Source organism: Pseudomonas sp. JR33AA (assembly GCF_021378985.1).
Taxonomy (GTDB): Bacteria; Pseudomonadota; Gammaproteobacteria; order Pseudomonadales; family Pseudomonadaceae; genus Aquipseudomonas; species Aquipseudomonas alloputida.
In genome coordinates this window covers 367138-392246 of sequence record NZ_JAJSAW010000002.1, presented here as the reverse complement: position 1 = coordinate 392246, position 25109 = coordinate 367138, and the positions used below count along the sequence as shown (strand labels likewise).

The following is a 25109-nucleotide window of genomic DNA, read 5'->3' as shown; positions in this document are numbered from 1 at the left end:
AAGACTTCTGGTGTCCCCAAATGGCCAGGGCCGCGATTGCGTCTTAGTGCTTCTTCCCTTGCATGCTCGAAACCCATTGCTCGCTGCGACTATGCCCACTGGTTCTCAACACGCCCAGGTCCAGCGCATTTTCACCATCCGCCGCCATTTTGCTTGTGGCTATCTCGGCGATCGCCGTGCCCAGATCCACCGGTGAGTTTGACGCATCCAGCGACAGGTCTCGGCGATAGTCATTACCGCTTAGCGTTTCCTGGGTAACTGAATGGGCGTCGAGCTTCACGTCGCCTTTGGCCGACTGCAAGCGTGCCCCCACCAGATGAGCATTGCCCCCGACCTGCAGGTCGATGCCGTCGTTGCTTTTAAGTGTGGTCTGACGCGCCACGTTGTCGCGCATTGCATGCGACACGTCGAGGCTGACGGTTGGCGAGAACCCTGGGTCTGCCTTGCTCAGGGCAGAACCGGCCGTTTTCTCGACCTTGCCTCCCAGCGGCCCTGCCACCGAGCTGGCCGCGTTGACATAGCCCTGCGGGTTTTTCTCTTGGCTCAGCCTGACATCGCCCTTCACGCTCAGGGCGTTGACGCTGTCTTTGAGGCTGGCGATGCGCAGGTCACCGTCGATCGTGCCGCTAATATGCCCGGCATTCAGGCTGGCACTCTCGATGCGGGTATCGCCGCGGCTTTGCAGGTCGATGCGCTCGGCGCGCAGGTCACTGGTATTCCAGGTGAGGTTGTCGCGTTTGTCGAGCTCTACCTTGAGCCGGCCATGCAGGCCGCGGGTGTCCAACGCGCCTTTGGCCATGTTGAAACCGGCGCCGGCCGAGATGTCGAGGTTGTCGCGCCGCTCCTGGCTGGAAGAGGCTTCAACCAGCATGCCGCCATTCGAGGCGTCGAGGGTTATCTGTTCGGCCGAGGCCTGCAGGCCTTGCAGGTGCAGGGCGATGTCCTCGCGGGCGCTGCTGGTCAGGGTCAGTGTGCCGTTGCTGGCAAACCGGGCATCGACCGCCTGCCGTGCCTGTTCGTCCTGCTTGCCGTGGCTGAAGTGGCCGCCTAGGGCCCCCCCTTTGGTCTGGCCCACCTTGGCCGCCAGCTCCATGCCGCCCCCCAGGTTGGCGCCTGTGGTCTGCTGGGTGTGGCTGGCCGCCTTGACCTGCAACTGGCCGCCGCTTTGCACCCGTATGTTGCCGGTCTTGGCCTCGCGGTTGCCCATGCGGGTGCCTTCGAGCAACAGGTCGCCGGCGCTGGTCAGTTGTACTTCGCCCTTGGCGTCGATTTGTGCCACTTGTGCCTTGCTCTGCGTGCTCAGCTTCTGGCCATGGTCCAGATAGCCCCGGCCATCGACACCGGTGCTGCCCGGGCGGTTGCCGACTTTGGCCCAGGCATTGCCATCGAGCTGACGTGACTGCTGTTCGGCCTGGTCGGTCGCCTGGGGTAAGGCCAGCGACCCGGCACTGTGCATGACCACGCTGCCTTCGCCGCCATCGATGCGGGCCCCTTCGTAGCGGCCATCGCTGCCAAGCTGTACCTGGATACCCTGTTGCCCGTAAAGGCTGCCGGCTACCGCGGTGCTGGCAGTATCCTTTTTGTCCAGCGACCCCCCTTTGCCGGCGGCGCGTACGTTCAGGTCCTCGCCGGTGCTGGTGTCCAGGCGCGCGTCGCCACCATACGCCAGGCGTTGAACGGTGGATTCCTGGGTATTTTCGGCGGCGTTCATCTGGTGCTGCTGCGCCTCGATTTTCAGCGAGCCGGCATTGGCCCGCCAGGCTGTGCCCTGGTCGGCCAGTGTGTCAGTCTTGACCTCGACCTTTGCTGCGGACAACTCGCTGACCTGAGCAATGCCACGGCGCTGGTTTTCCAGGCGCTTGAGGTGTTCGACCGTCATGTCGGCACCCACGCTGGGCGGTGCCATGGCGTCTTCGGGCGAGGCTTGCTGGAAGCGTGCGGCTTCCTCACCCAGCACCAGGCGTTCGATAGGGCGAGTCAGGTCTCGGTATTCGAGACTGGCGCCCAGGCTACCCGACCAGTCGTCACGGCTTTGTTCACGTTCATGGGTATCCTGCGCTGCACGGTTGTCGATGCGTTTGGCGGCCACCTGCAGGGTGTTGCCGGCCTCGACGTGCGCCGCCTCGGTGAGCAGTGCATCACTGCGCAATTTCAGGTCTGCGCTGGCCTGCAACTCGCTGCGCTGCACCTTGCTGTCGCGTTCGGCTTGCCCCTCGCGGTTGTGATGGCCTTCGAACAAACTGCCCAGGCGATCGATGCCACCGGTTACCGTCAGCCCGCCACCACTTTCGGTGGTACGGGTGGTGGTGTCGCGGTCGTTGCGGGTCGCCCCCAGTGTCACTTCCCGCGCCTGCACATCCAGGTCGCCGGCAGTGGCCTGGGCCTTGCTGCCGTTGACCTGCAGGTGCGCGCCGCTGCGCATGCCCACCGAGGCGCCCTTGAGCTCACTGGCAACCTGGCTGGTCGTGCGCTGCTTGCTGGTGGTGGTCACGACCTCATACGCCACGCCAGCCGCGTATTGGCGAGACTCGGGCCTGCCATCCTCGGCTTCCTGGGTCTGTCTGGAGCTGGCCGTAAAACCACGTTGTTGGTCGCGGGTTTCGCGTTCATCCACCGATTGCGCACTGCCAATCAGCAGGTCGCCTTTGGCCTCGACTTGCAGATGCTTGCCCGCTTCGACCTTGGCGCCCTGGATGCGCATCTCTTCGGCGCTGGCCAGGCGCAGGTTGCTGGTCGAGCTGACGTCGCTGACCAGTACCTGCTGTTTGCGGTCCGTGCTTTCGTGCTGGCTGCCGATCAGGCCGAACAGTTTACTGTCGCTGGTGCGCTGGGTGGAGGTCGTGCTGCCATGGCCTGCCTCGATGGCCAGCGAACCTTTCTCGCTGTAGAGCACCGCGTCCTGTTTACCGAACACGATGCTGCCCTTGATGGCGACCTGGTCGGCGCTGACTGTGAGCTCGCCATTGCTGGTTATCGTGCTGCCTGCAACGACCTGGCCCTCGGTGTCGTTACCGTTGCGGTCACCAAAGAATGTGCCGGATACCAGGTCGCCTCGGTAGTCGCGTTGGGTACCGTGTTCCTGCAAGGTGGTGGTGCCGATGTCTGCCTGTTTTGCCTGGATAGCCAGATCGCCGCGGCTGTGCAGGCTGCTGCCTTGCACGTTGAGGTTGCCGCTTGCCTTTACCGAGAGGTGCCCGGCGCTCAGGGTACTGCCCTTTGCGGTTTCCTTGAGCTGGTCGCTATCGCTGTCACCGCGCCATAAGTCCTTGCGATGACGCACCTGCTGTTCGGTGCGTTTGCTGTCGATGCCGGCGATGATGTCCAGGCCGGCACCGCTGTCGACTGTCAGCTCGTTTCCGGCGTCCACCTTCGCTGCGGTCATGCGCAGGTCGTCGCCGGACTGCAACAGCACGCTGTCAGTGCCCAGCAATTGACTGCCCTGTTGCTGCTGTTGGGTGGTGGTGGTCTTGCGGTTATAGGTTTCGCGGGTGACGAACCAGAACTTCTTGTTCCAGCTGTCACTGTCGTGCTTGATGTGTTCGATTGCCTTGGCGTCCAGTGTGAGCTTCTTGCCAGCCCTTGCTTCGATTCGCGGCGCCTGGCCGGCGACCGTTTCAAGCACCAGGTCATCGGCAGCGGTGAGTTTCAGCACGCCGCGCTCGCTGCGCAGTTCGGTTGGGCGGTCGCCACTGCCACTGACATGCAGGCCCCCGGCCGAGCTGATGTCGACCCCCTCGGTGCCCAGAATCTGCGGGGCACCTACACGCACACCTGCGCCTTCGGCCGTACTTACCACACGGATACGCCCGGCGCGCATGGCACCGAACAGGCTGGCATCAATGCTCGAAGAGGGGCTGGGCAGGTGTTCGACCACCTCGCCGCTGCGGCTGTCGATACGGTTGCGACCGACAGTGATGTCGAGCGTTTCGCTGGCCATGAGCAGGCCTTTGCTGTCCACGCGCGGTGCGATCAGTTCGAGTGCGCCACCGGCGTTGCCCTGGCCATGCTCCAGTACCTGCAGGGTGCCACTGGCCGTGAGCGTATCGAGGTACCTGAGCTGTTGCTCCTCGAATTGCGGGGTGCCCACCACGAAACCCGCGCGGGTGGTGTTGATGAAACTGCCGCCATTGAGGGTGATGCCATTGGGGTTGGCCAGTATGTAGTCGGCCGGGCGCCCGAAGATTTCCTGCGGCCCCTCGATCAGCGAGGCGTTGCGGCTGACCACTTCGTTAAGAATGGTCGAGGCGGCCTGGCCCTGGAACTGCGGGTTGGCCGCCAGGGCACCGGCCAGTTGCGACTGCCCGGCAGCGGTGGCGTTGTTCAGCACCAGGCCCGGGGTGGCAACGTTGTAGTCGATGAACTGGTTGTGTGACAGCCCCTTGGCGTTGGGCGGCACGATGTCGATCACCGGCACCCCGTGGCCATTGTGGATGACCGGGGTACCCCCGGGGCCGCTGGCTGCTTCCAGCCCTGCCTGCGCCAGTGCGGTGCTGGACCCGAGCACGGCGAGGAAGATTGCCCAGCGCAAGGTATCCGGGCGAACAGGCGGTAACTGCGAGAGTGTTTGCATTTTCTCGTTCTCTTTGTTGTGGGTGAATCAGATGCTCAGGGTCCAGTCCAGCACCCAGAAGCCGGGCTCCAGCAGCGGGCGGGGCAGGTCACTGGTGTACAAGGCGCGTTGGTAGTCCAGGCGCAGGCGGCTGCCGGGCAGGCTCAGTTCCAACCCTGCGGCGGCCCCGGCCAGGCGCTGTGACGGTTTGCCTTCGGCGGTGCGAACCCAGCCCAGGTCCAGGCCGATGTAGGGGCGTATCTCGAAGGGGTGGGCCCAGGTCAGTGGCAGCGCTTGGCTGAACGTATTGCGCCAGACGGCGCTGCTGGCACCGGAATAGGTGTGCAGACGAAAGCCGCGGACTGCCGAATCGTCGCTCACCAGCAGCTGTTCGACGGCAGGCAGCGGGTCGTGGCTGTACTGCATGGCCAGCTCGCTCTGCCAGCGCCAAGGGCTGGGTGCCGGGCCTTGACGCAGGTGCAGCAGGTTGGCGCGGTACTTGCGAAAGTCCGGGCGCAGGCGTTGAGCGCCCAGGGGTGAGCGGTCGGCACCCAATGCTTCAATGCCTTGGGCAATGCCGAAGTAACCGTTCCACAAGCCACTTTCAAGCCACAGCAAGTTGATGCCGGCCTCTACCGTGGCCAGCGTCGGGCTCTGCTGGACGATAACCGCACCCGCGCTGCGGTTGATCAGCTGCTTGCGGTCCAGCCGGGCGCTGGCGCTGAGCATGCCTTGCTGGTTGCGCCACACTACCCGTTCGACACTCAGGCCCTGATAGCTGCTGCTGCCGTCGGCAGCCTTGTCGCTGTAGGGGAGGGGGGCTTGATAGCTTAGCTGGCTGGCGCTGAGGGCAAAGGTCCAGGCGCCATAGGGGATGCTGTAGTACAGCGATATGCCTTGGCTGTGGCCGGGCGTGTCGAGCACCGTGCGGGTCAACGACAGGCGCAGCTCATCATTGAGGCCAAGCGGGCTGTCCAGGCCAATACCGAGGTTGACGCGGTGGCGGCCGGTCAGCTCGCTGCCCCGGTTGTCGAAGCGGCTGTCCAGGTGCCAGCGTGAAGCCACCTTGCCCGGCTGCACGACCACGCGGGTGCCGCCCTGCAGTTCGCCGGGCAGCAAGGTGGCGCCCAGTTCATAGGCGCGTAGGCGGTTGAGCTGGTCCAGGCCTTGCTCAAGGTCGGGCAGGTACAGTGGCTGCCCGAGCAGGCCAGGGAAGGCGCCGGAGAGGGACAGGGGCAGGTCGGGGCCTGCCAGTTCGATGGTTTCGACAAAGCCTTCGACAATGACGATGTCCAACGGCATGCCCTCTTCTGGGGGCTGCCGCAGGTAAGGTCGGCTGGTTGGGTAGCCGGCTTGTACATAGCGTTGGGTGATGGCTTTGAGCAGCCGGTTGATGTCGGCGATGCCCATGCAGGCAGGCGTGAGAGCACGAATGGTTGGCGCCAGTGCCGAGTTCGAAAGCCGGTGCATGCCCGCCACGCGCACGCCATCGACGGCCCAGCAGCGATCGTCGTGCGGGGGGCGGGAAATGGTGTTGGTCGATTCAGCCGGGACGGGTATACGCCGCCAGCGTTCCAGCCGCTGCTGTTGCTCCAGTTGCCGCAGCCCATGCTGTTGATCGCGCAGCTGCTGGCTGGCAGGGTCGTCGGCCAGCACCTGGGGAATGGACAGCAAGCCTGACAGGCAACTGGCCGACAGCCAATGGGCGATGCGGTGAATCAGGCACGGCATTGAAGCACCCCGCAAATGATGTACGGTTTTCGTACTCGTCTGCGGGGATGCTAAAAATTAAGTCACTCGTCTGGATGCAGTACCCTGCCTAAGGACCTGTCAGGCAAGTTCTAGCAAAATGGTGGGAAGGTTCCTACAGCCTGTGCCGAAAGGCCCTATATCAAGGCCTGATCTCGATCAGCGTTCCATCCCGCACCAGGTCCCACACTTCCTGCATGTCGCGGTTGCGCATGGCAATGCAACCATCCGTCCAGTCCAGGGTATGGAAGTACCACTCCGGGTATTCATCGTTGATCGGTGTGCCATGAATCATGATCATGCTGCCGGCGTTCACGCCTGCCCGGGTAGCGCGGGCGGCATCGCTGATGTTCGGGTAATTGATGTGCATCGCCAGGTTGAAGCGGTCGCTCTGCTTGCGCCAGTCCAGCCAGTACAAGCCCTCAGGGGTTTTCTTGTCGCCTTCGCGTTCCTTGGCGCCCTTGGGCTGCTTGCCCAGCGAGATGCGGTAGGTTTTCAGCGGCTCGCCACGGCTGATCAACTGCAGGCGGCGCTCCGACTTGATCACCAGCACCTTGTCGATCAACGGTTGCATGGCTTGCTGTGAAGGCGATGGGGTTTGCGCTGCCGGCGCGGGCTTGCGGATGATGGTTTCGGTGAAGGCCGCCTGGGACACCGAGGTCACGCAAAGGCAGAAGAGGGCAAGCAACCAGCGCATGTAACAGTATCCCTGAAGGCTTTTAGGTGTGTGGCGAAACGTTCATCGGCGGCAGGTATTCATGGCCTATGGGGTAGTGCTGGCCGATGCGGTCGCGATAGTAGCATTCTAGTGTGCGAGTGACGGTGCGAAAAGCCAGCGCGTTCCACGGTATCTCATGTTCCTCGAACAGGCGCACCTCCAGGCTTTCGACACCCACGGCAAAGTCCAGGTCCGCCAGCTCGGCGCGGAAGAACACATGCACCTGGTTGATGTGCGGCAGGTCGAACAGCTGGTACAGGGACGTCGGCCCGACCCGGGCGCAGGCTTCCTCGACGGTTTCGCGGCGCGCGGCCTGGTCGAGGGTTTCGCCGTTTTCCATGAAACCGGCAGGCAGGGTCCAGAAACCCCGGCGCGGTTCAATGGCGCGGCGACACAGCAACACCTGGCTGCCCCAGGTCGGCAACACGCCGGCCACGATGTTGGGGTTCTGGTAATGGATGGTCTGGCAAGAGCCGCAGACATACCGCAGGCGGCTGTCGCCCTCGGGGATCCGCTGAGTGACCGGTTGGCCGCACGCGCTGCAGAATTTCATGTGTGGTTCCTTGTGTTCACGGCTATCTTGGCGCGGCCATCGTGCCGCCGCAAGCGCTGGGGGTTGGGTGCTTCGCGGCTTTGGTGCATCATGCAATACAGGACCTGGATACGAGCGTGCGCAATGCTGGACGAGCTACTTCGCCGAATGAGCAACCACCAACCCGCGTCATTGGAAACCGACAGGCGGTTCCCCGAAGCGGCGGTTCTCTTGCCCATTACCCGCAGCGAAGCGCCCGAACTTGTCTTGACCCTGCGCGCCAAGGGCCTGTCTACCCACGGTGGTGAAGTAGCCTTTCCCGGTGGCCGCCGCGACCCGGAAGACCCGGACCTGGTCTTTACTGCCTTGCGCGAGGCCGAAGAAGAAATCGGCCTGCCCCCTGGCCTGGTGGAGGTGATTGGCCCGCTCAGCCCGCTGATTTCGCTGCATGGCCTGAAAGTGACGCCATTCGTCGGGCTTATTCCGGACTTCGTCGAATATCGCGCCAATGATGCCGAGATCGCGGCAGTATTCACCGTGCCGCTGGAATTCTTCCGCCAGGACCCGCGCGACCATACCCACCGTATCGATTACCAGGGGCGTAGCTGGTATGTGCCAAGTTACCGCTATGGTGAATACAAGATCTGGGGGTTGTCGGCGATCATGATCGTCGAGCTGGTCAACCTGCTGTTCGATGCCGGTATCAGCCTGCATCAGCCCCCGGAGCGTTACATCGAAAATTGAGCGGGGCCTACCCCGCCGTCTGCGTCGCAGCCTGAGGAGCAAGCATGAAATATCGCCTGGGCGACCTGCGGGTCGAGAGCCACCCCACCAGTTGGGCCGCACCCAACGCCACGCTCATTGGCAGCGTGCGCCTGCAAGCCCATGCCAGTGTGTGGTTTGGCGCGGTGTTGCGCGGTGATAACGAGCTGATCGACATCGGCGAAGGCAGCAACGTGCAGGATGGCACGGTGATGCACACGGACATGGGCTCGCCTCTGACCCTGGGCAAGGGTGTCACGGTAGGTCACAACGCCATGTTGCATGGCTGCACGGTCGGCGACTACAGCCTGGTTGGTATCAATGCGGTGGTTCTCAACGGCGCGCGTATCGGCAAGCACTGCATCATCGGCGCCAACGCGCTGATTGCCGAAGGCAAGGAAATCCCCGACGGTTCGCTGGTGATGGGCTCGCCCGGCAAGGTGGTGCGCGAGCTGACCGAGCAGCAGAAACGCATGCTGGAAGCCAGCGCCGCACATTACGTGCACAATGCCCAGCGCTATGCGCGGGATCTGGTGGCTGATGATGAGTGACGTGGTCGAGCGGCCGGTGGCTTCGCCGTGTGTGAGCATTTGTGCGCTGGACGAGCAGGATATCTGCACCGGCTGCCAGCGTACCGTGGCCGAGATTGGCTGCTGGGGGCGGATGGACAACGACGAGCGCCGGGCGGTGCTCAAGCGTTGCCATGAGCGGGCAGTGGAAGCCGGCCTCATCTTGCAGGCCTGACGCGAACCTTTGTAGGAGCGGGTTTACCCGCGAACACCGGCGAAGCCGGTGCCATGCACTGCAGTGGCAGCTTCGCGGGCACGCCCGCTCGCACAGGGACAGCGTCAGCCTTGAGGGTTGCACAACATCTGTGGGCGCGGGTTTACCCGCGAACGGCCCGGCGGTAATCTGTACGGCTTGCCCACAGACAGCCCGCCATGTTCTATCTGATTGCCTATATCAGCAGCGTAGTGCTGATCAACTACGCCTTCTCCAGTGCCCCGCATCTGGACATCATCTGGTCCGCCTGGGGCGGCCTGGTGTTCATCCTGCGCGACATGGTGCAAACCCGCTTCGGTCACGGCGCGCTGGTGGCCATGCTGGCGGCGCTGGTGTTGTCCTATGTCACCTCGGAGCCGGCCATCGCCCTGGCCAGCGCCACTGCGTTCTTCATTTCCGAGCTGATCGACTGGCTGGTGTTCAGCATCACCCGCCGGCCATTACGCGACCGCCTGTGGCTCAGTTCGGCGCTGAGCATCCCGGTGGATACCTTCATTTTCTTCGGCATGATCGGCGCCCTGACCCCGGCGGTGATTGGCACCGCCATGGCCTCGAAGTTTGCAGGCGTCACCGCGGTGTGGCTGGCCATGGCATTTCGCGCCCGGCGGGCCGCCGTGGCCGGTTGATGGTGTAGAATAGCGGTCCTTTTTCAGCGGGTGGCGCCTAGCCTGGCGCGGCCCCGGACGCCTTCGAGGACCTGAAATGACCCGTATCGGAACCCCATTGTCGCCCACCGCGACCCGTGTACTGCTTTGCGGCTGTGGCGAGCTGGGCAAGGAAGTGGTAATCGAGCTGCAGCGCCTGGGCGTCGAAGTCATCGCCGTCGACCGTTACGCCAATGCTCCGGCAATGCAGGTGGCGCACCGCAGCCATGTGGTCAACATGCTCGATGGCGTTGCCCTGCGCGCGGTGATCGAAGCCGAGAAACCGCACTACATCGTTCCGGAAATCGAAGCCATCGCCACCGCCACCCTGGTCGAGCTGGAGAACGAAGGCTTCAACGTCGTGCCCACCGCCCGCGCCACCCAGCTGACCATGAACCGCGAAGGCATCCGCCGCCTGGCTGCCGAAGAGCTGGACCTGCCAACCTCGCCGTACCACTTCGCCGACACCTATGAAGACTACGCCAAGGCCGTAGCCGACGTGGGTTACCCGTGTGTGGTCAAGCCGGTGATGAGCTCGTCGGGCAAGGGCCAGAGCCTGCTGCGCGGCGATGCCGACCTGCAGGCGTCGTGGGACTATGCCCAGGAAGGCGGCCGCGCTGGCAAGGGCCGGGTGATCGTCGAAGGTTTCATCGACTTCGAATATGAAATTACCCTGCTGACCGTGCGCCACGTGGGTGGCACTACCTTCCTTGAACCCGTCGGCCACCGTCAGGAGAAGGGCGATTACCAGGAGTCCTGGCAGCCACAGGCCATGAGCCCGAAGGCGCTGGCCGAATCGCAGCGCGTGGCCAAGGCGGTCACCGATGCCCTCGGCGGTCGCGGCCTGTTTGGTGTGGAGCTGTTCGTGAAGGGCGACCAGGTGTGGTTCAGCGAAGTGTCGCCGCGCCCGCATGACACCGGTCTGGTCACCCTGATTTCCCAGGACCTGTCGCAATTCGCCCTGCATGCCCGCGCCATTCTCGGCCTGCCGATTCCGGTGGTGCGTCAGTTCGGCCCGTCGGCCTCGGCAGTGATCTTGCCTGAAGGCCAGTCCCGGCAGGCCAGCTTCGCCAACCTGGGCGCAGCGCTGAGCGAGCCGGATACCGCCATTCGCCTGTTCGGTAAGCCGGAAATCAACGGTACCCGGCGCATGGGTGTGTGCCTGGCGCGTGACGAGTCGGTCGAACTGGCGCGTGCCAAGGCGACGCGTGCAGCGCAGGCGGTCAAGGTCGAGTTCTGATCCGAGCGTGCTGGGGCCGCAAAGCGGCCCCAGTGGCTTACAGCGCGGTATCCCGCGTCTCTTTCAGGCAAAGCACGGCAATCAGGCTGATCACCGCCGCCGCCGACACATAACCCCCCACCCAGCTCAAACCCCCCATGCTCACCAGCTTCTGGGCAAAGAACGGAGCCGCCGAGGCACCGACGATACCGCCCAGGTTATACGCCGCCGAGGCACCGGTATAACGTACGTGAGTCGGGAACAGCTCTGGCAGCAGTGCACCCATCGGCGCAAAGGTCACGCCCATCAGGAACAGCTCGATGGCCAGGAACAGCGCCACACCCGTGGTCGATCCCGAGGTCAGCAGTGGCTCCATGGTAAAGCCCGAAGCGATCGCCAGCAGGCCGCCGACGATCAGTACCGGTTTGCGCCCGTAACGGTCACTCAGCCAGGCTGACAACGGTGTAGCCAGTGCCATGAACACCACCGCGAAGCACAGCAGGCCAAGGAACGTTTCGCGGCTGTAGCCCAGCGTGGTCACGCCGTAGCTCAGCGAGAACACCGTGGAAATGTAGAACAGTGCATAGCACACCACCATGGCCGCAGCGCCCAGCAGGGTTGGCAGCCAGTATTTCGAGAACAGGTCGACCACTGGCATTTTCACCCGCTCGTGGCGGGCAACGGCCTTGGCGAACACCGGGCTCTCTTCGAGCTTCAGGCGCACGTACAGGCCCACCAGCACCAGTGCGGCGCTGAGCAGGAACGGAATGCGCCAGCCCCACGCGCGGAACTGCTCGTCGCTGAGCACCAGTGCCAGGGTCAGGAACAGGCCGTTGGCCGCCAGGAAGCCGATTGACGGGCCCAACTGGGGGAACATGCCGAACCAGGCCCGCTTGCCTTGCGGGGCGTTTTCGGTCGCCAGCAAAGCCGCGCCACCCCATTCGCCGCCCAGGCCCAGGCCTTGGCCAAAACGCAGCAGGCAGAGAATGATCGGCGCCCACACGCCAATGCTGTCATAGCCCGGCAGCACGCCAATGGCGGTGGTGGATACGCCCATCAGCAGCAGCGAGGCGACCAGCGTCGACTTGCGGCCAATGCGGTCGCCGAAGTGGCCGAACAACGCCGAGCCCAGGGGCCGGGCGAGGAAGGCGATACCGAAGGTCAGGAAGGCGGCCAGCATTTGCGCGGTGCCCGACCCGGACGGGAAGAACACCGGGCCGATTACCAAGGCTGCGGCGGTGGCGTAGACGTAGAAATCATAGAACTCGATGGCGGTGCCGATGAAGCTGGCAGTGGCGACCCGCGCAGGCGAGTTGACGGGTGTGGCAGGCGCTTGGGCGTAAGTGCTGGTTGTCATTGAGTAGGTCCCTGACAGTCTGGTCCGGCCCCATGGGCTTGGCCCGCAGTGGCGTGCCTTGTAAAAGGCGCGGTGACGCGGACGCCGGAGCGTTTTGTTGTATGCGCCCGACTGACAATGGCCCAAAGGGGGTAGGGGCGGGGCGGGTACTGTTCAGGGTGTTGACGCAGGACCGTAGGGCGTATCAGTGGAGCGGACTGGCCGTGGAGCGCCGGTGCGGGTAGCAGGCGTGACGGCGGGGCTGGGTAAGCGTGACCCGAGTATAGCTACCGGGTCACGGTCCACACCAGTACCTTGCTGGCGCAATTGTCCTCTGTTTCAAGGATTTCCAGGCGATAGCGGCCAATCTTCAGGCAAACAGCGCTTTCCGGGATGCTTTCCAGCGCTTCGGTAACCAGCCCGTTGAGGGTTTTCGGCCCGCCGTCGCAGGGCAGGTGCCAGCTCAGGGTGCGGTTGATTTCGCGTAAGGAAGCGGTGCCATCGATGACGAAGGTGCCATCGGGTTGCGGGTGCACATGCGGGTTTTCCAGGCTTTGCTCGTCCTCGAACTCGCCGACGATCTCTTCGAGAATGTCTTCAAGGGTGACGATACCCAGCACTTCGCCGTACTCGTCCACGACCACGCCCAAGCGGCGTTGCTGCTTGTGGAAGTTCAACAACTGCATTTGCAGGGGCGTGCTTTCCGGTACGAAATAGGGTTCGTAGCAGGCGCTGTGCAGCGCTTCCAGGGTCAACTCCGCCTTGGGCAGCAGGTGGCTGATCAGCTTGGTATTGAGGATCGCTTCGACCTGGTTGATGTCGTTGTGGTAGACCGGCAGGCGGGTATGACGGCTGACGATCAACTGGTCGATGATGCGTTCGATCGGCTCGTCGAGGTTGATGCCATCCACTTCGTTGCGCGGCACCAGGATGTCGTTGACGGTGATCTTGTCCAGCGACTGCAGGCCGTCGAGTAGGCCATTGCGAGGCGCTTCGTGCTGTTCATCCTCATCGAATTCGTCGGCATCCTGCGTGTGCAGGGCCACAGCTGTGGGCTGTGCGCGGAATGGGCGCAGCATGAGCTTGGCGGCGCCGTCCAGCAGGCAGGCCAGTGGCTGCAGCAGTGCCAGAGGCACTTTCAGCAGGCTGGCACCAAGGCTCACGAACGCCTGCGGGTTACGCCGGGCCAGGCGCCGCGGCAGGTATTCGGCAAACACCAGCAACATGAGGGTCGCAGCCAGGCCTGCCAGCCAGAAGCCGTGCTCGCCACTCTGGCGCTGGCCCACCAGGCAGGCCAGCCCCAGCACCAGCAGCTTGCCCAGGCTGGCGCACAGTACCAGGGCCTGGGCTGGCAGCACGGGATGGCCGTCTTCGCCGGCGCTCGATGCGCCGTTGAGCTGCAGGCGGGCAGCATCCACTGCGGTGAACAGTGCTGACCACAAAAGGGCCAGTGCCAGTGTGCCGAATAGCGGTGCGTACGGCAGGGTGTTCATGGGCGGCCGTCAGATATGCAAGATGAATTCGCGAACCAGCTTGCTGCCGAAATAGGCCAGCATCAGCAGGCAGAAACCGGACAGCGTCCAGCGGATGGCCATGTGGCCACGCCAGCCCAGGCGGGTGCGGCCCCACAGCAGCACGCTGAACACCACCCAGGCGACACAGGCCAGCAAGGTCTTGTGCACCAGGTGCTGGGCGAACAGGTTGTCGAGGAACAGCCAGCCGGAGATCAGCGACAGCGACAGCAGGCACCAGCCGGCCCAAAGGAAGCCGAACAGCAGGCTTTCCATAGTTTGCAATGGCGGGAAGTTGCGGATCAGCCCGGACGGGTGCTTGTTCTTAAGCTGGCGGTCCTGCAGCAGCAACAGCAGCGACTGGAACACCGCGATGGTGAACAGCCCGTAGGCCAGGATAGACAACAGGATATGCGCAAGGATGCCCGGTTCTTCATTGATCAGCGGTACCGTACCGGGTGGTGCGAACTGGGCCAACAGCGCGGTCACCGCCCCCAGCGGGAACAGTAGCACCAGCAGGTTTTCCACGGGTATGCGCAGGCAGGCCAGCAGGGTCAGGGAGATGACGGCGACGGCAATCAGGCTGGCGGCGCTGAAGAAGTCCAGGCTAAGGCCCAGTGGGGTGATCAGCTGGAAGAACAGCGCACCGGCCTGCGCCAGGACCGCAACGACACCCAGCAGGCCAAGCAGGCGCTTTTCGGCCTTGCGGCCCTGGGACAGGTATGAGCCCTGGTAGATGGTCGCCGCTATATATAGGCCGGCAGCGATCAGATTGGGGATGAGGCTGGGTGAGGAGACCATAAGTCCTGGTTGGCGAGCCTTAAAGAGACGGAGTTTGGCATAGATTCCGCTGATCAAGGAAGACTGGAGGCTTGTGTCAGGGCATTCGCGGGCTCGCCCGCCCCCACAGGTATGGCGCAGGCCTGCAAGCAGTGAGGATCGCGCGCCCGCGAAGGGGCCAGCACAGCCACCGAATATCTCCCAAGGTGTGCGTCGCCGCTGCACTTCGCTATAATCGCCGCCTTGCTGTGCCCGGCGGGTGTGTATTTCCCCCCTGGCACCTGACAAACCTCGGCTTTACTGGGCCTGAAAGGATCACCATGTTCGAAAACCTGACCGACCGCCTGTCACAGACGCTGCGCCATGTCACCGGCAAGGCCAAGCTGACCGAAGACAACATCAAGGACACGCTGCGCGAAGTGCGCATGGCCCTGCTCGAGGCCGACGTTGCCCTGCCGGTAGTCAAGGATTTCGTCAACAGCGTCAAGGATCGTGCGGTCGGTACCGAGGTGTCGCGCAGCCTGACCCCGGGCCAGGCCTTCGTGAAGATCGTCCAGGCCGAGCTGGAAAGCCTGATGGGCGCGGCCAACGAAGACCTTGCACTGAACGCTGCCCCACCGGCTGTTGTGCTGATGGCGGGCCTGCAGGGCGCCGGTAAGACCACCACCGCCGGCAAGCTGGCGCGCTTTCTTAAAGAGCGCAAGAAAAAGAGTGTGATGGTGGTGTCCGCCGACGTCTATCGTCCGGCGGCGATCAAGCAGTTGGAAACCCTGGCCAACGATATCGGCGTCACCTTCTTCCCGTCCGATATCAGCCAGAAGCCGGTGGCCATCGCCGAAGCCGCCATCCGTGAAGCCAAGCTGAAGTTCATCGACGTGGTCATCGTCGACACCGCCGGCCGTCTGCACATCGACGCCGACATGATGGACGAGATCAAGGCGCTGCACGCTGCCGTCAAACCGATCGAGACGCTGTTCGTGGTCGACGCCATGACCGGCCAGGACGCGGCCAACACCGCCAAGGCCTTTGGCGAAGCGCTGCCGCTGACCGGCGTGGTGCTGACCAAGGTCGACGGTGACGCCCGTGGCGGTGCTGCGCTGTCGGTACGTGCAATCACCGGCAAACCGATCAAATTCATCGGTATGGGTGAGAAGACCGAGGCCCTCGAGCCGTTCCACCCCGACCGCGTCGCTTCGCGCATCCTCGGCATGGGCGATGTGCTCAGCCTGATCGAGCAGGCCGAGCAGACCATCGACAAGGCCAAGGCCGACAAGCTGGCCAAGAAGCTGAAGAAGGGCAAGGGCTTCGACCTCGAAGACTTCCGCGACCAGCTGCAGCAAATGAAGAACATGGGCGGCCTCGGCGGCCTGATGGACAAGCTGCCAAGCATCGGCGGGGTCAACCTGTCACAAATGGGCAACGCCCAGGGCGCGGCCGAAAAGCAGTTCAAGCAGATGGAAGCGATCATCAACTCCATGACCCCGGCCGAGCGCCGCGACCCTGACCTGATCAGCGGCTCGCGCAAGCGCCGTATTGCGTTGGGTTCCGGTACCCAGGTGCAGGACATCGGCCGGCTGATCAAGCAGCACAAGCAGATGCAGAAGATGATGAAGAAGTTTTCTGCCAAAGGCGGCATGGCCAAGATGATGCGCGGCCTCGGTGGGATGCTGCCAGGTGGCGGCATGCCAAAGCTGTAACCCCTGATTCGGGTGCCTGCCTTTTGTCGGGCAAGCGCCCAGAACCCCGCGGTAGCGGGGCAACGGCCGCGAATTTCGCGGCGCAACCGGCAAATCTGGACGGCAAGGTGAGGCCTTGCCGAAAAAGTCATTTGCAAATGTCCGTGTATTCCCCGAGAATATGCGGCCTTTTGGGCACCCGTGTGCCTATTTGGCATTCAGATTTGCAGTACCAGCTGCTGTATCAACTGCAGCACCGACTATAGGAACGATGTTCACATGGTAACCATTCGTCTGGCCCGTGGCGGCTCGAAAAAGCGCCCATTCTACCACCTGACCGTGACCAACTCGCGTAACGCCCGTGACGGCCGTTTCGTTGAGCGCGTAGGTTTCTTCAACCCGATCGCTGCTGGCGCCGAAGTCAAGCTGTCGGTCAACCAAGAGCGCGTCACCTACTGGCTGAGCCAGGGCGCACAGCCGTCTGAGCGTGTTGCTCAGCTGCTGAAGGAAGCTGCCAAGGCCGCTGCCTGAATAGTATGAACGCGACGCCAGAAAAGGCTGACGACCTCATCGTCGTTGGCAAGATTTTTTCGGTTCACGGCGTTCGCGGCGAGGTGAAGGTGTATTCCTTTACCGATCCGATTGAAAACCTGTTGGATTATCCGCGCTGGACGCTCAAGCACGAAGGCAAGGTAAAGCAGGTCGAGCTGGTCAGCGGTCGTGGCTCCCAAAAGGGCCTGGTCGTGAAGTTGAAAGGTCTCGAGGATCGTGATGAAGCCCGTCTTCTGAGCGGTTACGAAATCTGCATCCCGCGGAGCCTTTTGCCCAACCTGGCTGCCGACGAGTACTACTGGTACCAGTTGGTAGGTCTGAAGGTCATCAACCAGGACGAACAACTGTTCGGCAAGGTCGATCACCTGTTGGAGACCGGTGCGAACGATGTAATGGTGGTCAAGCCCTGCGCAGGCAGCCTGGATGATCGCGAGCGTCTGTTGCCCTATACGGAGCAATGTGTGCTGGCAATCGACCTGGAAGCAGGCGTGATGCGGGTCGAATGGGACGCGGACTTCTAAACGATGGGTAACCTTCGCGTAGACGTCATCACGTTGTTCCCCGAGATGTTCTCGGCCATCACGGAGTACGGCATTACCAGCCGCGCGGTGAAACAAGGGTTGCTTCAGGTGACTTGCTGGAACCCGCGGGACTACACCACAGATCGTCACCACACGGTAGATGATCGGCCGTTTGGCGGTGGTCCGGGCATGGTGATGAAAATCAAGCCTCTGGAAGACGCCCTGGTTAGCGCCAGGCAGGCGACCGGAGCAGCGGCAAAGGTGATCTACCTTTCGCCACAAGGCCGCAAGCTGACTCAGCAGGCGGTCAAAGGCCTGGCCGAACAGGAATCGTTGATCCTGATCGCCGGTCGTTATGAAGGCATCGACGAGCGCTTTATCGAGGCTCATGTCGATGAGGAGTGGTCGATTGGCGACTATGTGCTTTCCGGTGGCGAGCTGCCGGCCATGGTGCTGATCGATGCGGTTACGCGACTGCTGCCCGGAGCTTTAGGGCATGTGGACTCGGCGGAAGAGGATTCCTTCACCGACGGTCTGCTCGATTGCCCGCACTACACCCGGCCTGAGGTGTATGCGGATCAGCGTGTTCCCGACGTGTTGCTAAGTGGCAACCATGCACATATCCGGCGTTGGAGGATGAAGCAGTCCCTTGGTAGGACCTTCGAACGACGCGCCGATCTTCTGGAAAGTCGCTCACTTTCTGGAGAAGAGAAGAAGCTGCTCGAGGAATATCTCCGCGAGCGGGACGATAGTTAAACGTATCGATGGTGGATCGCGTATCCATCTTAGGAGCACAGCATGACCAACAAGATCATCCAGCAGCTCGAAGCCGAGCAGATGAGCAAGGAAATCCCGACCTTCGCACCAGGCGACACCGTTGTCGTTCAGGTTAAAGTGAAGGAAGGTGAGCGTTCCCGTCTGCAGGCGTTCGAAGGCGTCGTTATCGCCAAGCGTAACCGCGGTCTGAACAGCGCCTTCACCGTGCGCAAGATCTCCAGCGGCGTTGGCGTAGAGCGTACCTTCCAGACCTACAGCCCGCAAATCGACAGCCTGGCCGTGAAACGTCGTGGTGACGTGCGTAAAGCCAAGCTGTACTACCTGCGCGACCTGTCCGGCAAAGCCGCTCGCATCAAGGAAAAACTGTCCTGAGTGCAGTTTGCCCGGTGGCCGAGGCCGCCTAGCGAGAAAAAAGCAGCCTTCGGGCTGCTTTTTTGCGTTTTGAACCCCCAAGAATTCGATTGCCATGACGACCCGAGACCAGGAAATCCAGCGCCGCACCGAGCTGTCGGTTACCCGCGTGACCAAGGCGGTGTTCCCCAATACCACCAACCACCACAACACCCTGTTCGGCGGCACCGCCCTGGCCTGGATGGACGAAGTGTCGTTCATCGCGGCCACGCGTTTCTGTCGCCTGCCGCTGGTGACCGTGTCTACCGACCGTATCGATTTCAAGCACCCGATTCCGGCAGGCTCGATCGTCGAGCTGGTGGGTACGGTGATCAAGGTCGGCAATACCAGCTTGCAGGTGCAGGTGGATGTGTTTGTCGAGAACATGTACCTGGATGGCCGTGATCGGGCGATCCATGGGGTGTTCAGCTTCGTCGCCATCGACGAGGACAAGCGCCCGGTGCCCGTGCTGCCAGGCACCTGAGCATCACGGTTGCGCTGCTGGCTCGATCAATGCCACCAGGATCCAGCCCGGTTGTGGCTGCAACGGGTTATCAGGGCTGGCTACATGAACCCAGCCCTGGCCATCGCGCGCGAACAGCAAGTTTGCCCGCTCGCCATGCAGCGCCTGGTAGGCATCCCAGCCAAAGCCTTCGGTCAGGTTGGTCACACCGGCAAAAGTGAGTCGAGCCATCCCAGCGCTGGGCCGGCAAGGATCCCGGCCAACAACAAAAACAGAATCGCCGGGAGCTTCTGGCGCCAGGCCAGCCACTGGCAGGCGAGCGCTGCTGCCCACACTCAAAAGGATCTGCTGTTCGCTCATGCGGGCTCCCTATGCCGGCGTTGTTATGAAAGACTAAGCGCCATTTCGTCGTTTGCCACCGAGATTTCATGCCCGCCCTCGACCACCCCCTGATCGACCAGTTCCTTGACGCCCTATGGCTGGAAAAAGGCCTGTCCGACAATACCCGCGTGTCCTACCGTAGCGACCTGGCCCTGTTCAATGGCTGGCTGCAGGAGCATTCGGTAGCGCTGCCGGACGCCGGCCGCGACCTGATCCTCGATCACCTGGCCTGGCGCCTGGATCAGGGCTACAAGCCACGTTCCACGGCGCGTTTCCTCTCCGGCCTGCGCGGCTTCTTCCGTTACCTGCTGCGGGAAAAGCTGGTGGCCATCGACCCGACCCTGCAGGTCGACATGCCGCAATTGGGCAAGCCGCTACCCAAGTCGCTGTCCGAAGCCGACGTCGAAGCCCTGTTGCAGGCACCGGACCTGGGCGAAGCCATTGGCCAGCGCGACCGTGCCATGCTCGAAGTGCTCTACGCTTGCGGCCTTCGGGTTACCGAACTGGTCAGCCTGACCCTCGACCAGGTCAACCTGCGCCAGGGTGTGCTGCGGGTGATGGGCAAGGGCAGCAAGGAACGTCTGGTGCCCATGGGTGAAGAAGCGGTGGTGTGGTTGGAGCGCTACCAGCGCGATGGTCGCGCCGAACTGCTCAATGGCCGTCCCAGCGACGTGCTGTTCCCCAGTCAGCGCGGCGAGCAGATGACGCGCCAGACCTTCTGGCACCGTATCAAACACCACGCACGGGTTGCCGGCATCGACAAGCCGCTGTCGCCGCACACCCTGCGGCATGCCTTCGCCACCCACCTGCTCAACCACGGTGCCGACTTGCGGGTGGTGCAGATGCTGCTGGGTCACAGTGACCTGTCTACCACGCAGATCTATACCCACGTCGCCAAGGCCCGCCTGCAGCAGTTGCACGCCCAGCACCACCCGCGTGGATGAATGTTTTTCATGTTCCGCCGGCCGGTCCTTGCGAGCCCCTTCACTGGCAGCGTGATGTGGTAGGCTTGGGCGGTTTGCACCAAGGGCCGCACGGCCACCGCGTATTTTCCGCAGGTGGCGCCCTCCGGCCCCTGTCCGCCTTCAGGAGTTCCCATGCGCGTGACCCAGTTTTTCGCCGCCGCCGCGTTGGCGCTGGCCAGTACCTTTGCCGTTGCCGCGGTAACCGATAGCAACGCCGGTGCCGAGCAGGCCATCCGTAAATCGTTGCAGAACCTCGAGTTGGAAGTGCCCGTGGAAAGCGTGGCAAGCAGCCCGCTCAACGGCCTGTATGAAGTCAGGCTGCAGGGCGGCCGCGTGCTGTACGCCAGCGCTGACGGCCAGTTCGTGATGCAGGGCTACCTGTTCCAGATCCAGGACGGCAAGCCGGTCAACCTCACTGAAAAAACCGAACGCCAAGGTATCGCCAAGCTCATCAACGGCATTCCAGCCGCCGAGATGGTGGTTTATCCTGCCAAAGGCGAGACCAAGTCGCACATCACCGTGTTCACCGACACGACCTGCCCTTACTGCCACAAGCTGCACGCCGAAGTGCCCGAGTTGAACCGTCGCGGTATCGAAGTGCGCTATGTCGCCTTCCCGCGCCAGGGCCTCGGTTCGTCGGGTGATCAGCAGTTGCAGGCGGTGTGGTGTTCCAGCGACCGCCGTGGGGCGATGGACAAAATGGTCGAAGGTGAAGAAATCAAGGCCGCCAAGTGCACCAACCCGGTCAGCAAGCAGTTCCAGCTGGGTCAGTCGATCGGTGTCAACGGCACGCCGGCCATTGTTCTTGAAAGCGGCCAGGTCATTCCGGGCTACCAGCCGGCACCGCAGGTCGCCAAGCTGGCACTTGCCAAGTAATCCAGTTCAGTACGCCGTCGTCATGGGGTGACGGCAAGTTTCACGGTCGGCAAACGTGTCGGCCGTTCAATGGGGAGTTCACAGTGAAACCGGTCAAAGTAGGCATCTGTGGGTTGGGGACCGTCGGTGGCGGAACCTTCAATGTACTTCAGCGCAACGCCGAGGAGATTGCCCGCCGTGCCGGGCGCGGTATTGAAGTGGCACAGATCGCCATGCGCTCGCAGAACCCGAACTGCCAGATTACCGGTACCCCCATTACCGCTGACGTGTTCGAAGTTGCAAGCAACCCGGAGATCGACATTGTCATCGAGCTGATCGGTGGCTACACCATCGCCCGCGACCTGGTGCTCAAGGCCATCGAAAACGGCAAGCACGTGGTCACCGCCAACAAGGCGCTGATCGCCGTGCATGGCAACGAAATCTTCGCCAAAGCCCGCGAGAAGGGCGTGATTGTGGCCTTCGAGGCGGCCGTAGCCGGTGGCATCCCGGTGATCAAGGCCATCCGCGAAGGCCTGTCGGCCAACCGCATCAACTGGCTGGCGGGCATCATCAACGGCACCGGCAACTTCATCCTCACCGAAATGCGAGAGAAGGGCCGTGCCTTCCCGGACGTACTGGCCGAAGCTCAGGCGCTGGGCTACGCCGAAGCCGACCCGACCTTCGACGTAGAAGGCATCGACGCTGCGCACAAGCTGACGATCCTGGCGTCCATCGCGTTCGGTATCCCGCTGCAGTTCGACAAGGCCTACACCGAAGGCATCACCCAGCTGACAACGGCAGACGTGAACTACGCCGAGGCGTTGGGCTACCGCATCAAGCACCTGGGTGTGGCGCGTCGCACCGCCGAAGGTATCGAGCTGCGCGTGCACCCGACGCTGATCCCGGCCGACCGTCTGATCGCCAACGTCAACGGCGTGATGAACGCTGTCATGGTCAACGGTGATGCTGCCGGCTCTACTCTGTACTACGGTGCCGGCGCGGGTATGGAGCCTACCGCTTCGTCAGTGGTCGGCGACCTGGTCGACGTGGTCCGTGCCATGACCTCCGACCCGGAAAACCGTGTGCCGCACCTGGCCTTCCAGCCAGACGCGCTGTCGGCCCACCCGATCCTGCCGATCGAGGCCTGCGAAAGCGCCTATTACCTGCGCATCCAGGCCAAGGATCACCCGGGCGTACTGGCCCAGGTCGCCAGCATTCTCTCGGAGCGCGGTATCAACATCGAGTCGATCATGCAGAAGGAAGCCGAGGAACAGGATGGCCTGGTGCCCATGATCCTGGTCACCCATGGCGTGGTCGAGCAGCGTATCAATGACGCCATCGTCGCCCTGGAAGCCCTGCAGGACGTGGTCGGCAAGGTTGTGCGCATTCGCGTCGAGCAGCTCAACTAACAAATACTGCCGATGGGCCGCCAGCGCGGCCCCGGCCCCAGCATCGAAGGTTTGCACCCATGCGCTATATCAGTACCCGCGGCCAGGCACCGGCCCTGAATTTCGAAGACGTGCTGCTGGCTGGCCTGGCCAGCGACGGCGGCCTCTACGTGCCGGAAAACCTGCCACGCTTTACCCAGGAAGAAATCGCCTCGTGGGCCGGCTTGCCCTACCACGAGCTGGCCTTCCGCGTGATGCGTCCGTTCGTTGAAGGCAGCATTGCCGACGCCGACTTCAAGAAGATCCTCGAAGAAACCTACGGCGAGTTCGCCCACGCTGCGGTTGCCCCGTTGCGTCAGCTGAACAGCAACGAGTGGGTGCTGGAGCTGTTCCACGGCCCGACCCTGGCGTTCAAGGACTTTGCCCTGCAGTTGCTCGGTCGCCTGCTTGACCATGTGCTGGCCAAGCGCAACGAGCGCGTGGTCATCATCGGTGCCACCAGCGGTGATACCGGTTCCGCCGCGATCGAAGGCTGCCGCCGTTGCGACAACGTCGACATCTTCATCCTGCACCCGCACCAGCGTGTATCGGAAGTGCAGCGCCGTCAGATGACCACCATCTTTGGCGACAACATCCACAACATCGCCATCGAAGGCAACTTCGACGACTGCCAGGAAATGGTCAAGGCCAGTTTCGCCGACCAGTCGTTCCTCAAGGGCACCCGCCTGGTAGCCGTCAACTCGATCAACTGGGCGCGGATCATGGCCCAGATCGTCTACTACTTCCATGCAGCCCTGCAGCTGGGTGGCCCGGCGCGCTCGGTGGCGTTCTCGGTACCCACCGGCAACTTCGGCGATATCTTCGCCGGCTACCTGGCGCGCAACATGGGCCTGCCGGTCAGCCAGCTGATCGTCGCCACCAACCGCAACGACATCCTGCACCGCTTCATGAGCGGCAACCAGTACGTCAAGGAAACCCTGCACGCGACCCTGTCGCCGTCGATGGACATCATGGTCTCGTCCAACTTCGAGCGCCTGCTGTTCGACCTGCATGGCCGCAACGGTGGCGCGATTGCCGAACTGATGGCCAACTTCAAGCAAGGTGGCGGCTTCAGTGTCGAGCAAGACCGCTGGACCGAAGCCCGCAAACTGTTCGACTCGCTGGCTGTCAGCGACGAGCAAACCTGCGAGACCATCGCAGACGTGTTCGCCGCCACCGGTGAAGTGCTCGATCCGCATACCGCAATCGGCGTGAAGGCTGCCCGCGAGTGCCGCCGCAGCCTGGACACGCCAATGGTGGTACTGGGGACTGCGCACCCGGTCAAGTTCCCGGACGCGGTGGAGAAGGCCGGTGTGGGCAAGGCGCTGGAACTACCCGCGCACCTCAGCGATCTGTTCAGCCGTGAAGAGCGTTGCACGGTCCTGGCCAATGACCTGAAGGCTGTACAGGGCTTTGTCAGCCAGCACGGCAACCGCGGCAAGCCGCTGTAATTGCATTGCGTTTGGGGCTGCCGAGCAGCCCCAACGTCTCAGCCTTTTCCCTCCGATCTATCAGAAACTTCCTATTCGGCTTGCCAGGTGTCAAGCATAAATTAGCCGGTCCTCCCATCAGGAGCGGCTCATGCACCAGCCCTATGTGTTGATTCACCAGGCTCGCCCATCCCACCAGATCCTCTTGCACCAGGCCCTCAATGGCCAAGGCGTCTTCAACGTGCGCATCAGCGAAAGCGTCGCTGACCTCGACGCCTGCCTCTGCGCTGAGCGTCGCCCTGACTTGCTGATCCTCGACCACGCCATTTCAGCCCGGGCCGGCCTTGCTTTGCTCGCCCAGCCGCGGCGAGTGCGCGCATTGCTGTTCGTCGGCCAGCCTGCCCCAAAGCGTCGAAACCTTGCCCAGGAGGCCAGAAAGCGCGGCATGTGGGTGCTCGACGAGTTGCCCTGGCCGCTGTCGATGCCACGCCTGCAGCACGCCTTGCAAACACTGCAGGTGCGCCCAGGGTCGCGTATTCAAACTGTCATGCCAGCCCCGCATGCTCACTGAAGCGGGCGCGGTTTGACGAACTTTCTGCGGCGCCTGCTGGTCAGTTACTTTAGGTCCCACCACGCAGCGAGTGATCCGGATGGAAAGAATCTGCAGCCTGCTCAACGAAGCCCTGACGCCCTATCAGACCCACCTCGGCATCGCCGACCCCAGCGGTAATCGTCAACTGACCGTTCACGACCCCCTATCAGGTATCACCTTGCGGCGCACCGTCAGCGAGCGCCAATTGCAGGAGCAACGCCTGCTGATCGACCTCGTGGACGGCTTGCACCGAGACCTGCAGATCGCTGAGGGGCGGTTGCAGCCTTGTGTGATCGCGGCATTGCAGCATCGCCAGCATCCGCAGGGAACCTTTGCCTGAGTCGCCTATCAGACAGGGTAGGGGCAGCCAGCCAGTGCTTTGCTCCGGCGCTGGCAAGGCTGTCACGGGAAGTCCTCAAGGGCTTTCGCTTGGCCCCGGGCGTCTTCCCCTGCGCCTGGGGTTTCTTTTTTCGGGCGAACACCTATTCCCGGTTGCT

The 25109-nt window shown here is 62.8% G+C and carries 24 protein-coding genes and 2 pseudogenes; 17 read left to right on the top strand and 9 right to left on the bottom strand.

All coding sequences use genetic code 11. From position 1 onward, the window contains the following. Window positions 1–43: 43 nt before the first annotated feature. The 4 genes from LVS58_RS05105 to LVS58_RS05090 form a co-directional block, all read right to left on the bottom strand. Window positions 44–4570, bottom strand: coding sequence for a hemagglutinin repeat-containing protein (locus LVS58_RS05105; RefSeq protein WP_233690138.1), 4527 nt, complete (start codon window positions 4568–4570; stop codon window positions 44–46). A gap of 27 nt (window positions 4571–4597) precedes the next feature. Beyond that, the gene (locus tag LVS58_RS05100) at window positions 4598–6280 is read right to left on the bottom strand and encodes a ShlB/FhaC/HecB family hemolysin secretion/activation protein (protein WP_233690137.1); all 1683 of its coding nucleotides are present in this window, start codon (window positions 6278–6280) and stop codon (window positions 4598–4600) included. Window positions 6281–6440: 160 nt separating this feature from the next. Continuing rightward, a complete protein-coding gene (locus tag LVS58_RS05095) occupies window positions 6441–6995 on the bottom strand; it encodes a L,D-transpeptidase family protein (RefSeq protein WP_010952551.1) in 555 nt (184 codons plus the stop codon). Window positions 6996–7017: 22 nt separating this feature from the next. After that, window positions 7018–7569, bottom strand: a complete 552-nt coding sequence (locus tag LVS58_RS05090) for an NUDIX hydrolase (RefSeq protein WP_233690136.1) — start codon at window positions 7567–7569, stop codon at window positions 7018–7020. Between the two features lie 123 nt (window positions 7570–7692). Here LVS58_RS05090 and LVS58_RS05085 point away from each other — a divergent pair, with 123 nt between their 5' ends. The 5 genes from LVS58_RS05085 (at window position 7693) to purT (ending at window position 10977) form a co-directional block, all read left to right on the top strand. Further along, the gene (locus LVS58_RS05085) at window positions 7693–8292 is read left to right on the top strand and encodes a CoA pyrophosphatase (RefSeq protein WP_003252125.1); all 600 of its coding nucleotides are present in this window, start codon (window positions 7693–7695) and stop codon (window positions 8290–8292) included. A gap of 44 nt (window positions 8293–8336) precedes the next feature. Then, window positions 8337–8861 carry a gamma carbonic anhydrase family protein gene (locus LVS58_RS05080; RefSeq protein WP_233690135.1) on the top strand — a complete coding sequence of 175 codons (525 nt, stop codon included), beginning with the start codon at window positions 8337–8339 and terminating at the stop codon, window positions 8859–8861. Continuing rightward, the gene (locus LVS58_RS05075; protein WP_233690134.1) at window positions 8851–9054 is read left to right on the top strand and encodes a DUF1289 domain-containing protein; all 204 of its coding nucleotides are present in this window, start codon (window positions 8851–8853) and stop codon (window positions 9052–9054) included. The genes LVS58_RS05080 and LVS58_RS05075 overlap by 11 nt, the downstream gene beginning before the upstream one ends. Before the next feature lie 197 nt (window positions 9055–9251). Further along, on the top strand, window positions 9252–9719 hold the full coding sequence (locus LVS58_RS05070; RefSeq protein WP_003252131.1) for a VUT family protein: 468 nt from the start codon (window positions 9252–9254) through the stop codon (window positions 9717–9719). A 76-nt stretch (window positions 9720–9795) separates the two neighbouring features. Next, window positions 9796–10977 carry a formate-dependent phosphoribosylglycinamide formyltransferase gene (gene purT, locus LVS58_RS05065; protein WP_233690133.1) on the top strand — a complete coding sequence of 394 codons (1182 nt, stop codon included), beginning with the start codon at window positions 9796–9798 and terminating at the stop codon, window positions 10975–10977. Between the two features lie 37 nt (window positions 10978–11014). Here the strand turns inward: purT and LVS58_RS05060 are convergent, their stop codons facing one another. The 3 genes from LVS58_RS05060 to LVS58_RS05050 all read right to left on the bottom strand — a co-directional run bounded on the left by LVS58_RS05060 (window position 11015) and on the right by LVS58_RS05050 (window position 14604). After that, a complete protein-coding gene (locus tag LVS58_RS05060) occupies window positions 11015–12313 on the bottom strand; it encodes an MFS transporter (RefSeq protein ID WP_233690132.1) in 1299 nt (432 codons plus the stop codon). Window positions 12314–12579: 266 nt separating this feature from the next. After that, window positions 12580–13785 (bottom strand): transporter associated domain-containing protein, encoded by a 1206-nt coding sequence (locus LVS58_RS05055; protein WP_233690131.1) that lies wholly within the window; start codon window positions 13783–13785, stop codon window positions 12580–12582. A gap of 9 nt (window positions 13786–13794) precedes the next feature. Continuing rightward, window positions 13795–14604: a cytochrome C assembly family protein gene (locus LVS58_RS05050; RefSeq protein ID WP_233690130.1), complete on the bottom strand. Its 810-nt coding sequence runs from the start codon at window positions 14602–14604 to the stop codon at window positions 13795–13797. 299 nt (window positions 14605–14903) lie between these two features. Here LVS58_RS05050 and ffh point away from each other — a divergent pair, with 299 nt between their 5' ends. The 6 genes from ffh (at window position 14904) to LVS58_RS05020 (ending at window position 18983) form a co-directional block, all read left to right on the top strand. Next, window positions 14904–16280: a signal recognition particle protein gene (ffh, locus tag LVS58_RS05045; RefSeq protein ID WP_003252139.1), complete on the top strand. Its 1377-nt coding sequence runs from the start codon at window positions 14904–14906 to the stop codon at window positions 16278–16280. Window positions 16281–16538: 258 nt separating this feature from the next. Beyond that, window positions 16539–16790 (top strand): 30S ribosomal protein S16, encoded by a 252-nt coding sequence (gene rpsP, locus LVS58_RS05040; RefSeq protein WP_003252142.1) that lies wholly within the window; start codon window positions 16539–16541, stop codon window positions 16788–16790. Window positions 16791–16795: 5 nt separating this feature from the next. Continuing rightward, complete coding sequence (gene rimM / locus LVS58_RS05035; RefSeq protein ID WP_233690129.1) at window positions 16796–17332, top strand: ribosome maturation factor RimM; 537 nt, start codon at window positions 16796–16798, stop codon at window positions 17330–17332. 3 nt (window positions 17333–17335) lie between these two features. Further along, complete coding sequence (gene trmD, locus LVS58_RS05030) at window positions 17336–18088, top strand: tRNA (guanosine(37)-N1)-methyltransferase TrmD (RefSeq protein WP_003252146.1); 753 nt, start codon at window positions 17336–17338, stop codon at window positions 18086–18088. 42 nt (window positions 18089–18130) lie between these two features. Further along, the gene (gene rplS / locus LVS58_RS05025; protein WP_003252148.1) at window positions 18131–18481 is read left to right on the top strand and encodes a 50S ribosomal protein L19; all 351 of its coding nucleotides are present in this window, start codon (window positions 18131–18133) and stop codon (window positions 18479–18481) included. A 94-nt stretch (window positions 18482–18575) separates the two neighbouring features. Continuing rightward, on the top strand, window positions 18576–18983 hold the full coding sequence (locus LVS58_RS05020; RefSeq protein WP_003252150.1) for an acyl-CoA thioesterase: 408 nt from the start codon (window positions 18576–18578) through the stop codon (window positions 18981–18983). A 3-nt stretch (window positions 18984–18986) separates the two neighbouring features. Here the strand turns inward: LVS58_RS05020 and LVS58_RS05015 are convergent. Both LVS58_RS05015 and LVS58_RS25215 read right to left on the bottom strand, forming a co-directional pair. Continuing rightward, window positions 18987–19166, bottom strand: a pseudogene (locus LVS58_RS05015) (hypothetical protein); the annotation flags it as partial. A 17-nt stretch (window positions 19167–19183) separates the two neighbouring features. Further along, window positions 19184–19297 (bottom strand): annotated as a pseudogene (locus LVS58_RS25215) (hypothetical protein); the annotation flags it as partial. A gap of 93 nt (window positions 19298–19390) precedes the next feature. Between LVS58_RS25215 and xerD the strand changes: the two are divergent. From xerD to LVS58_RS04985, 6 genes are all read left to right on the top strand, one after another. Then, window positions 19391–20287 carry a site-specific tyrosine recombinase XerD gene (xerD, locus tag LVS58_RS05010; RefSeq protein ID WP_014860525.1) on the top strand — a complete coding sequence of 299 codons (897 nt, stop codon included), beginning with the start codon at window positions 19391–19393 and terminating at the stop codon, window positions 20285–20287. Between the two features lie 153 nt (window positions 20288–20440). Beyond that, window positions 20441–21184, top strand: a complete 744-nt coding sequence (locus LVS58_RS05005) for a DsbC family protein (protein ID WP_233690128.1) — start codon at window positions 20441–20443, stop codon at window positions 21182–21184. An 83-nt stretch (window positions 21185–21267) separates the two neighbouring features. After that, window positions 21268–22572 carry a homoserine dehydrogenase gene (locus LVS58_RS05000; RefSeq protein WP_233690127.1) on the top strand — a complete coding sequence of 435 codons (1305 nt, stop codon included), beginning with the start codon at window positions 21268–21270 and terminating at the stop codon, window positions 22570–22572. 59 nt (window positions 22573–22631) lie between these two features. Next, window positions 22632–24041: a threonine synthase gene (gene thrC, locus LVS58_RS04995; protein WP_233690126.1), complete on the top strand. Its 1410-nt coding sequence runs from the start codon at window positions 22632–22634 to the stop codon at window positions 24039–24041. 130 nt (window positions 24042–24171) lie between these two features. Next, complete coding sequence (locus LVS58_RS04990; RefSeq protein ID WP_233690125.1) at window positions 24172–24591, top strand: histidine kinase; 420 nt, start codon at window positions 24172–24174, stop codon at window positions 24589–24591. A 79-nt stretch (window positions 24592–24670) separates the two neighbouring features. Then, the gene (locus LVS58_RS04985) at window positions 24671–24952 is read left to right on the top strand and encodes a DUF3509 domain-containing protein (protein ID WP_233690124.1); all 282 of its coding nucleotides are present in this window, start codon (window positions 24671–24673) and stop codon (window positions 24950–24952) included. Window positions 24953–25109: the final 157 nt, after the last annotated feature.

Coding starts and splice junctions, on each gene's coding strand:
- purT (WP_233690133.1), top strand. CDS start 9,796: ATGACCCGTATCGGAACCCCATTGTCGCCCACCGCGACCCGTGTACTG.
- LVS58_RS05005 (WP_233690128.1), top strand. CDS start 20,441: ATGCGCGTGACCCAGTTTTTCGCCGCCGCCGCGTTGGCGCTGGCCAGT.
- LVS58_RS05020 (WP_003252150.1), top strand. CDS start 18,576: ATGACGACCCGAGACCAGGAAATCCAGCGCCGCACCGAGCTGTCGGTT.
- LVS58_RS05105 (WP_233690138.1), bottom strand. CDS start 4,570: ATGCAAACACTCTCGCAGTTACCGCCTGTTCGCCCGGATACCTTGCGC.
- xerD (WP_014860525.1), top strand. CDS start 19,391: ATGCCCGCCCTCGACCACCCCCTGATCGACCAGTTCCTTGACGCCCTA.
- LVS58_RS05060 (WP_233690132.1), bottom strand. CDS start 12,313: ATGACAACCAGCACTTACGCCCAAGCGCCTGCCACACCCGTCAACTCG.
- LVS58_RS05095 (WP_010952551.1), bottom strand. CDS start 6,995: ATGCGCTGGTTGCTTGCCCTCTTCTGCCTTTGCGTGACCTCGGTGTCC.
- trmD (WP_003252146.1), top strand. CDS start 17,336: ATGGGTAACCTTCGCGTAGACGTCATCACGTTGTTCCCCGAGATGTTC.
- LVS58_RS05090 (WP_233690136.1), bottom strand. CDS start 7,569: ATGAAATTCTGCAGCGCGTGCGGCCAACCGGTCACTCAGCGGATCCCC.
- rimM (WP_233690129.1), top strand. CDS start 16,796: ATGAACGCGACGCCAGAAAAGGCTGACGACCTCATCGTCGTTGGCAAG.
- LVS58_RS05080 (WP_233690135.1), top strand. CDS start 8,337: ATGAAATATCGCCTGGGCGACCTGCGGGTCGAGAGCCACCCCACCAGT.
- ffh (WP_003252139.1), top strand. CDS start 14,904: ATGTTCGAAAACCTGACCGACCGCCTGTCACAGACGCTGCGCCATGTC.
- LVS58_RS05100 (WP_233690137.1), bottom strand. CDS start 6,280: ATGCCGTGCCTGATTCACCGCATCGCCCATTGGCTGTCGGCCAGTTGC.
- LVS58_RS04985 (WP_233690124.1), top strand. CDS start 24,671: ATGGAAAGAATCTGCAGCCTGCTCAACGAAGCCCTGACGCCCTATCAG.
- LVS58_RS05050 (WP_233690130.1), bottom strand. CDS start 14,604: ATGGTCTCCTCACCCAGCCTCATCCCCAATCTGATCGCTGCCGGCCTA.
- LVS58_RS05070 (WP_003252131.1), top strand. CDS start 9,252: ATGTTCTATCTGATTGCCTATATCAGCAGCGTAGTGCTGATCAACTAC.
- rpsP (WP_003252142.1), top strand. CDS start 16,539: ATGGTAACCATTCGTCTGGCCCGTGGCGGCTCGAAAAAGCGCCCATTC.
- LVS58_RS05085 (WP_003252125.1), top strand. CDS start 7,693: ATGCTGGACGAGCTACTTCGCCGAATGAGCAACCACCAACCCGCGTCA.
- LVS58_RS05055 (WP_233690131.1), bottom strand. CDS start 13,785: ATGAACACCCTGCCGTACGCACCGCTATTCGGCACACTGGCACTGGCC.
- rplS (WP_003252148.1), top strand. CDS start 18,131: ATGACCAACAAGATCATCCAGCAGCTCGAAGCCGAGCAGATGAGCAAG.
- LVS58_RS05075 (WP_233690134.1), top strand. CDS start 8,851: ATGATGAGTGACGTGGTCGAGCGGCCGGTGGCTTCGCCGTGTGTGAGC.
- LVS58_RS04990 (WP_233690125.1), top strand. CDS start 24,172: ATGCACCAGCCCTATGTGTTGATTCACCAGGCTCGCCCATCCCACCAG.
- thrC (WP_233690126.1), top strand. CDS start 22,632: ATGCGCTATATCAGTACCCGCGGCCAGGCACCGGCCCTGAATTTCGAA.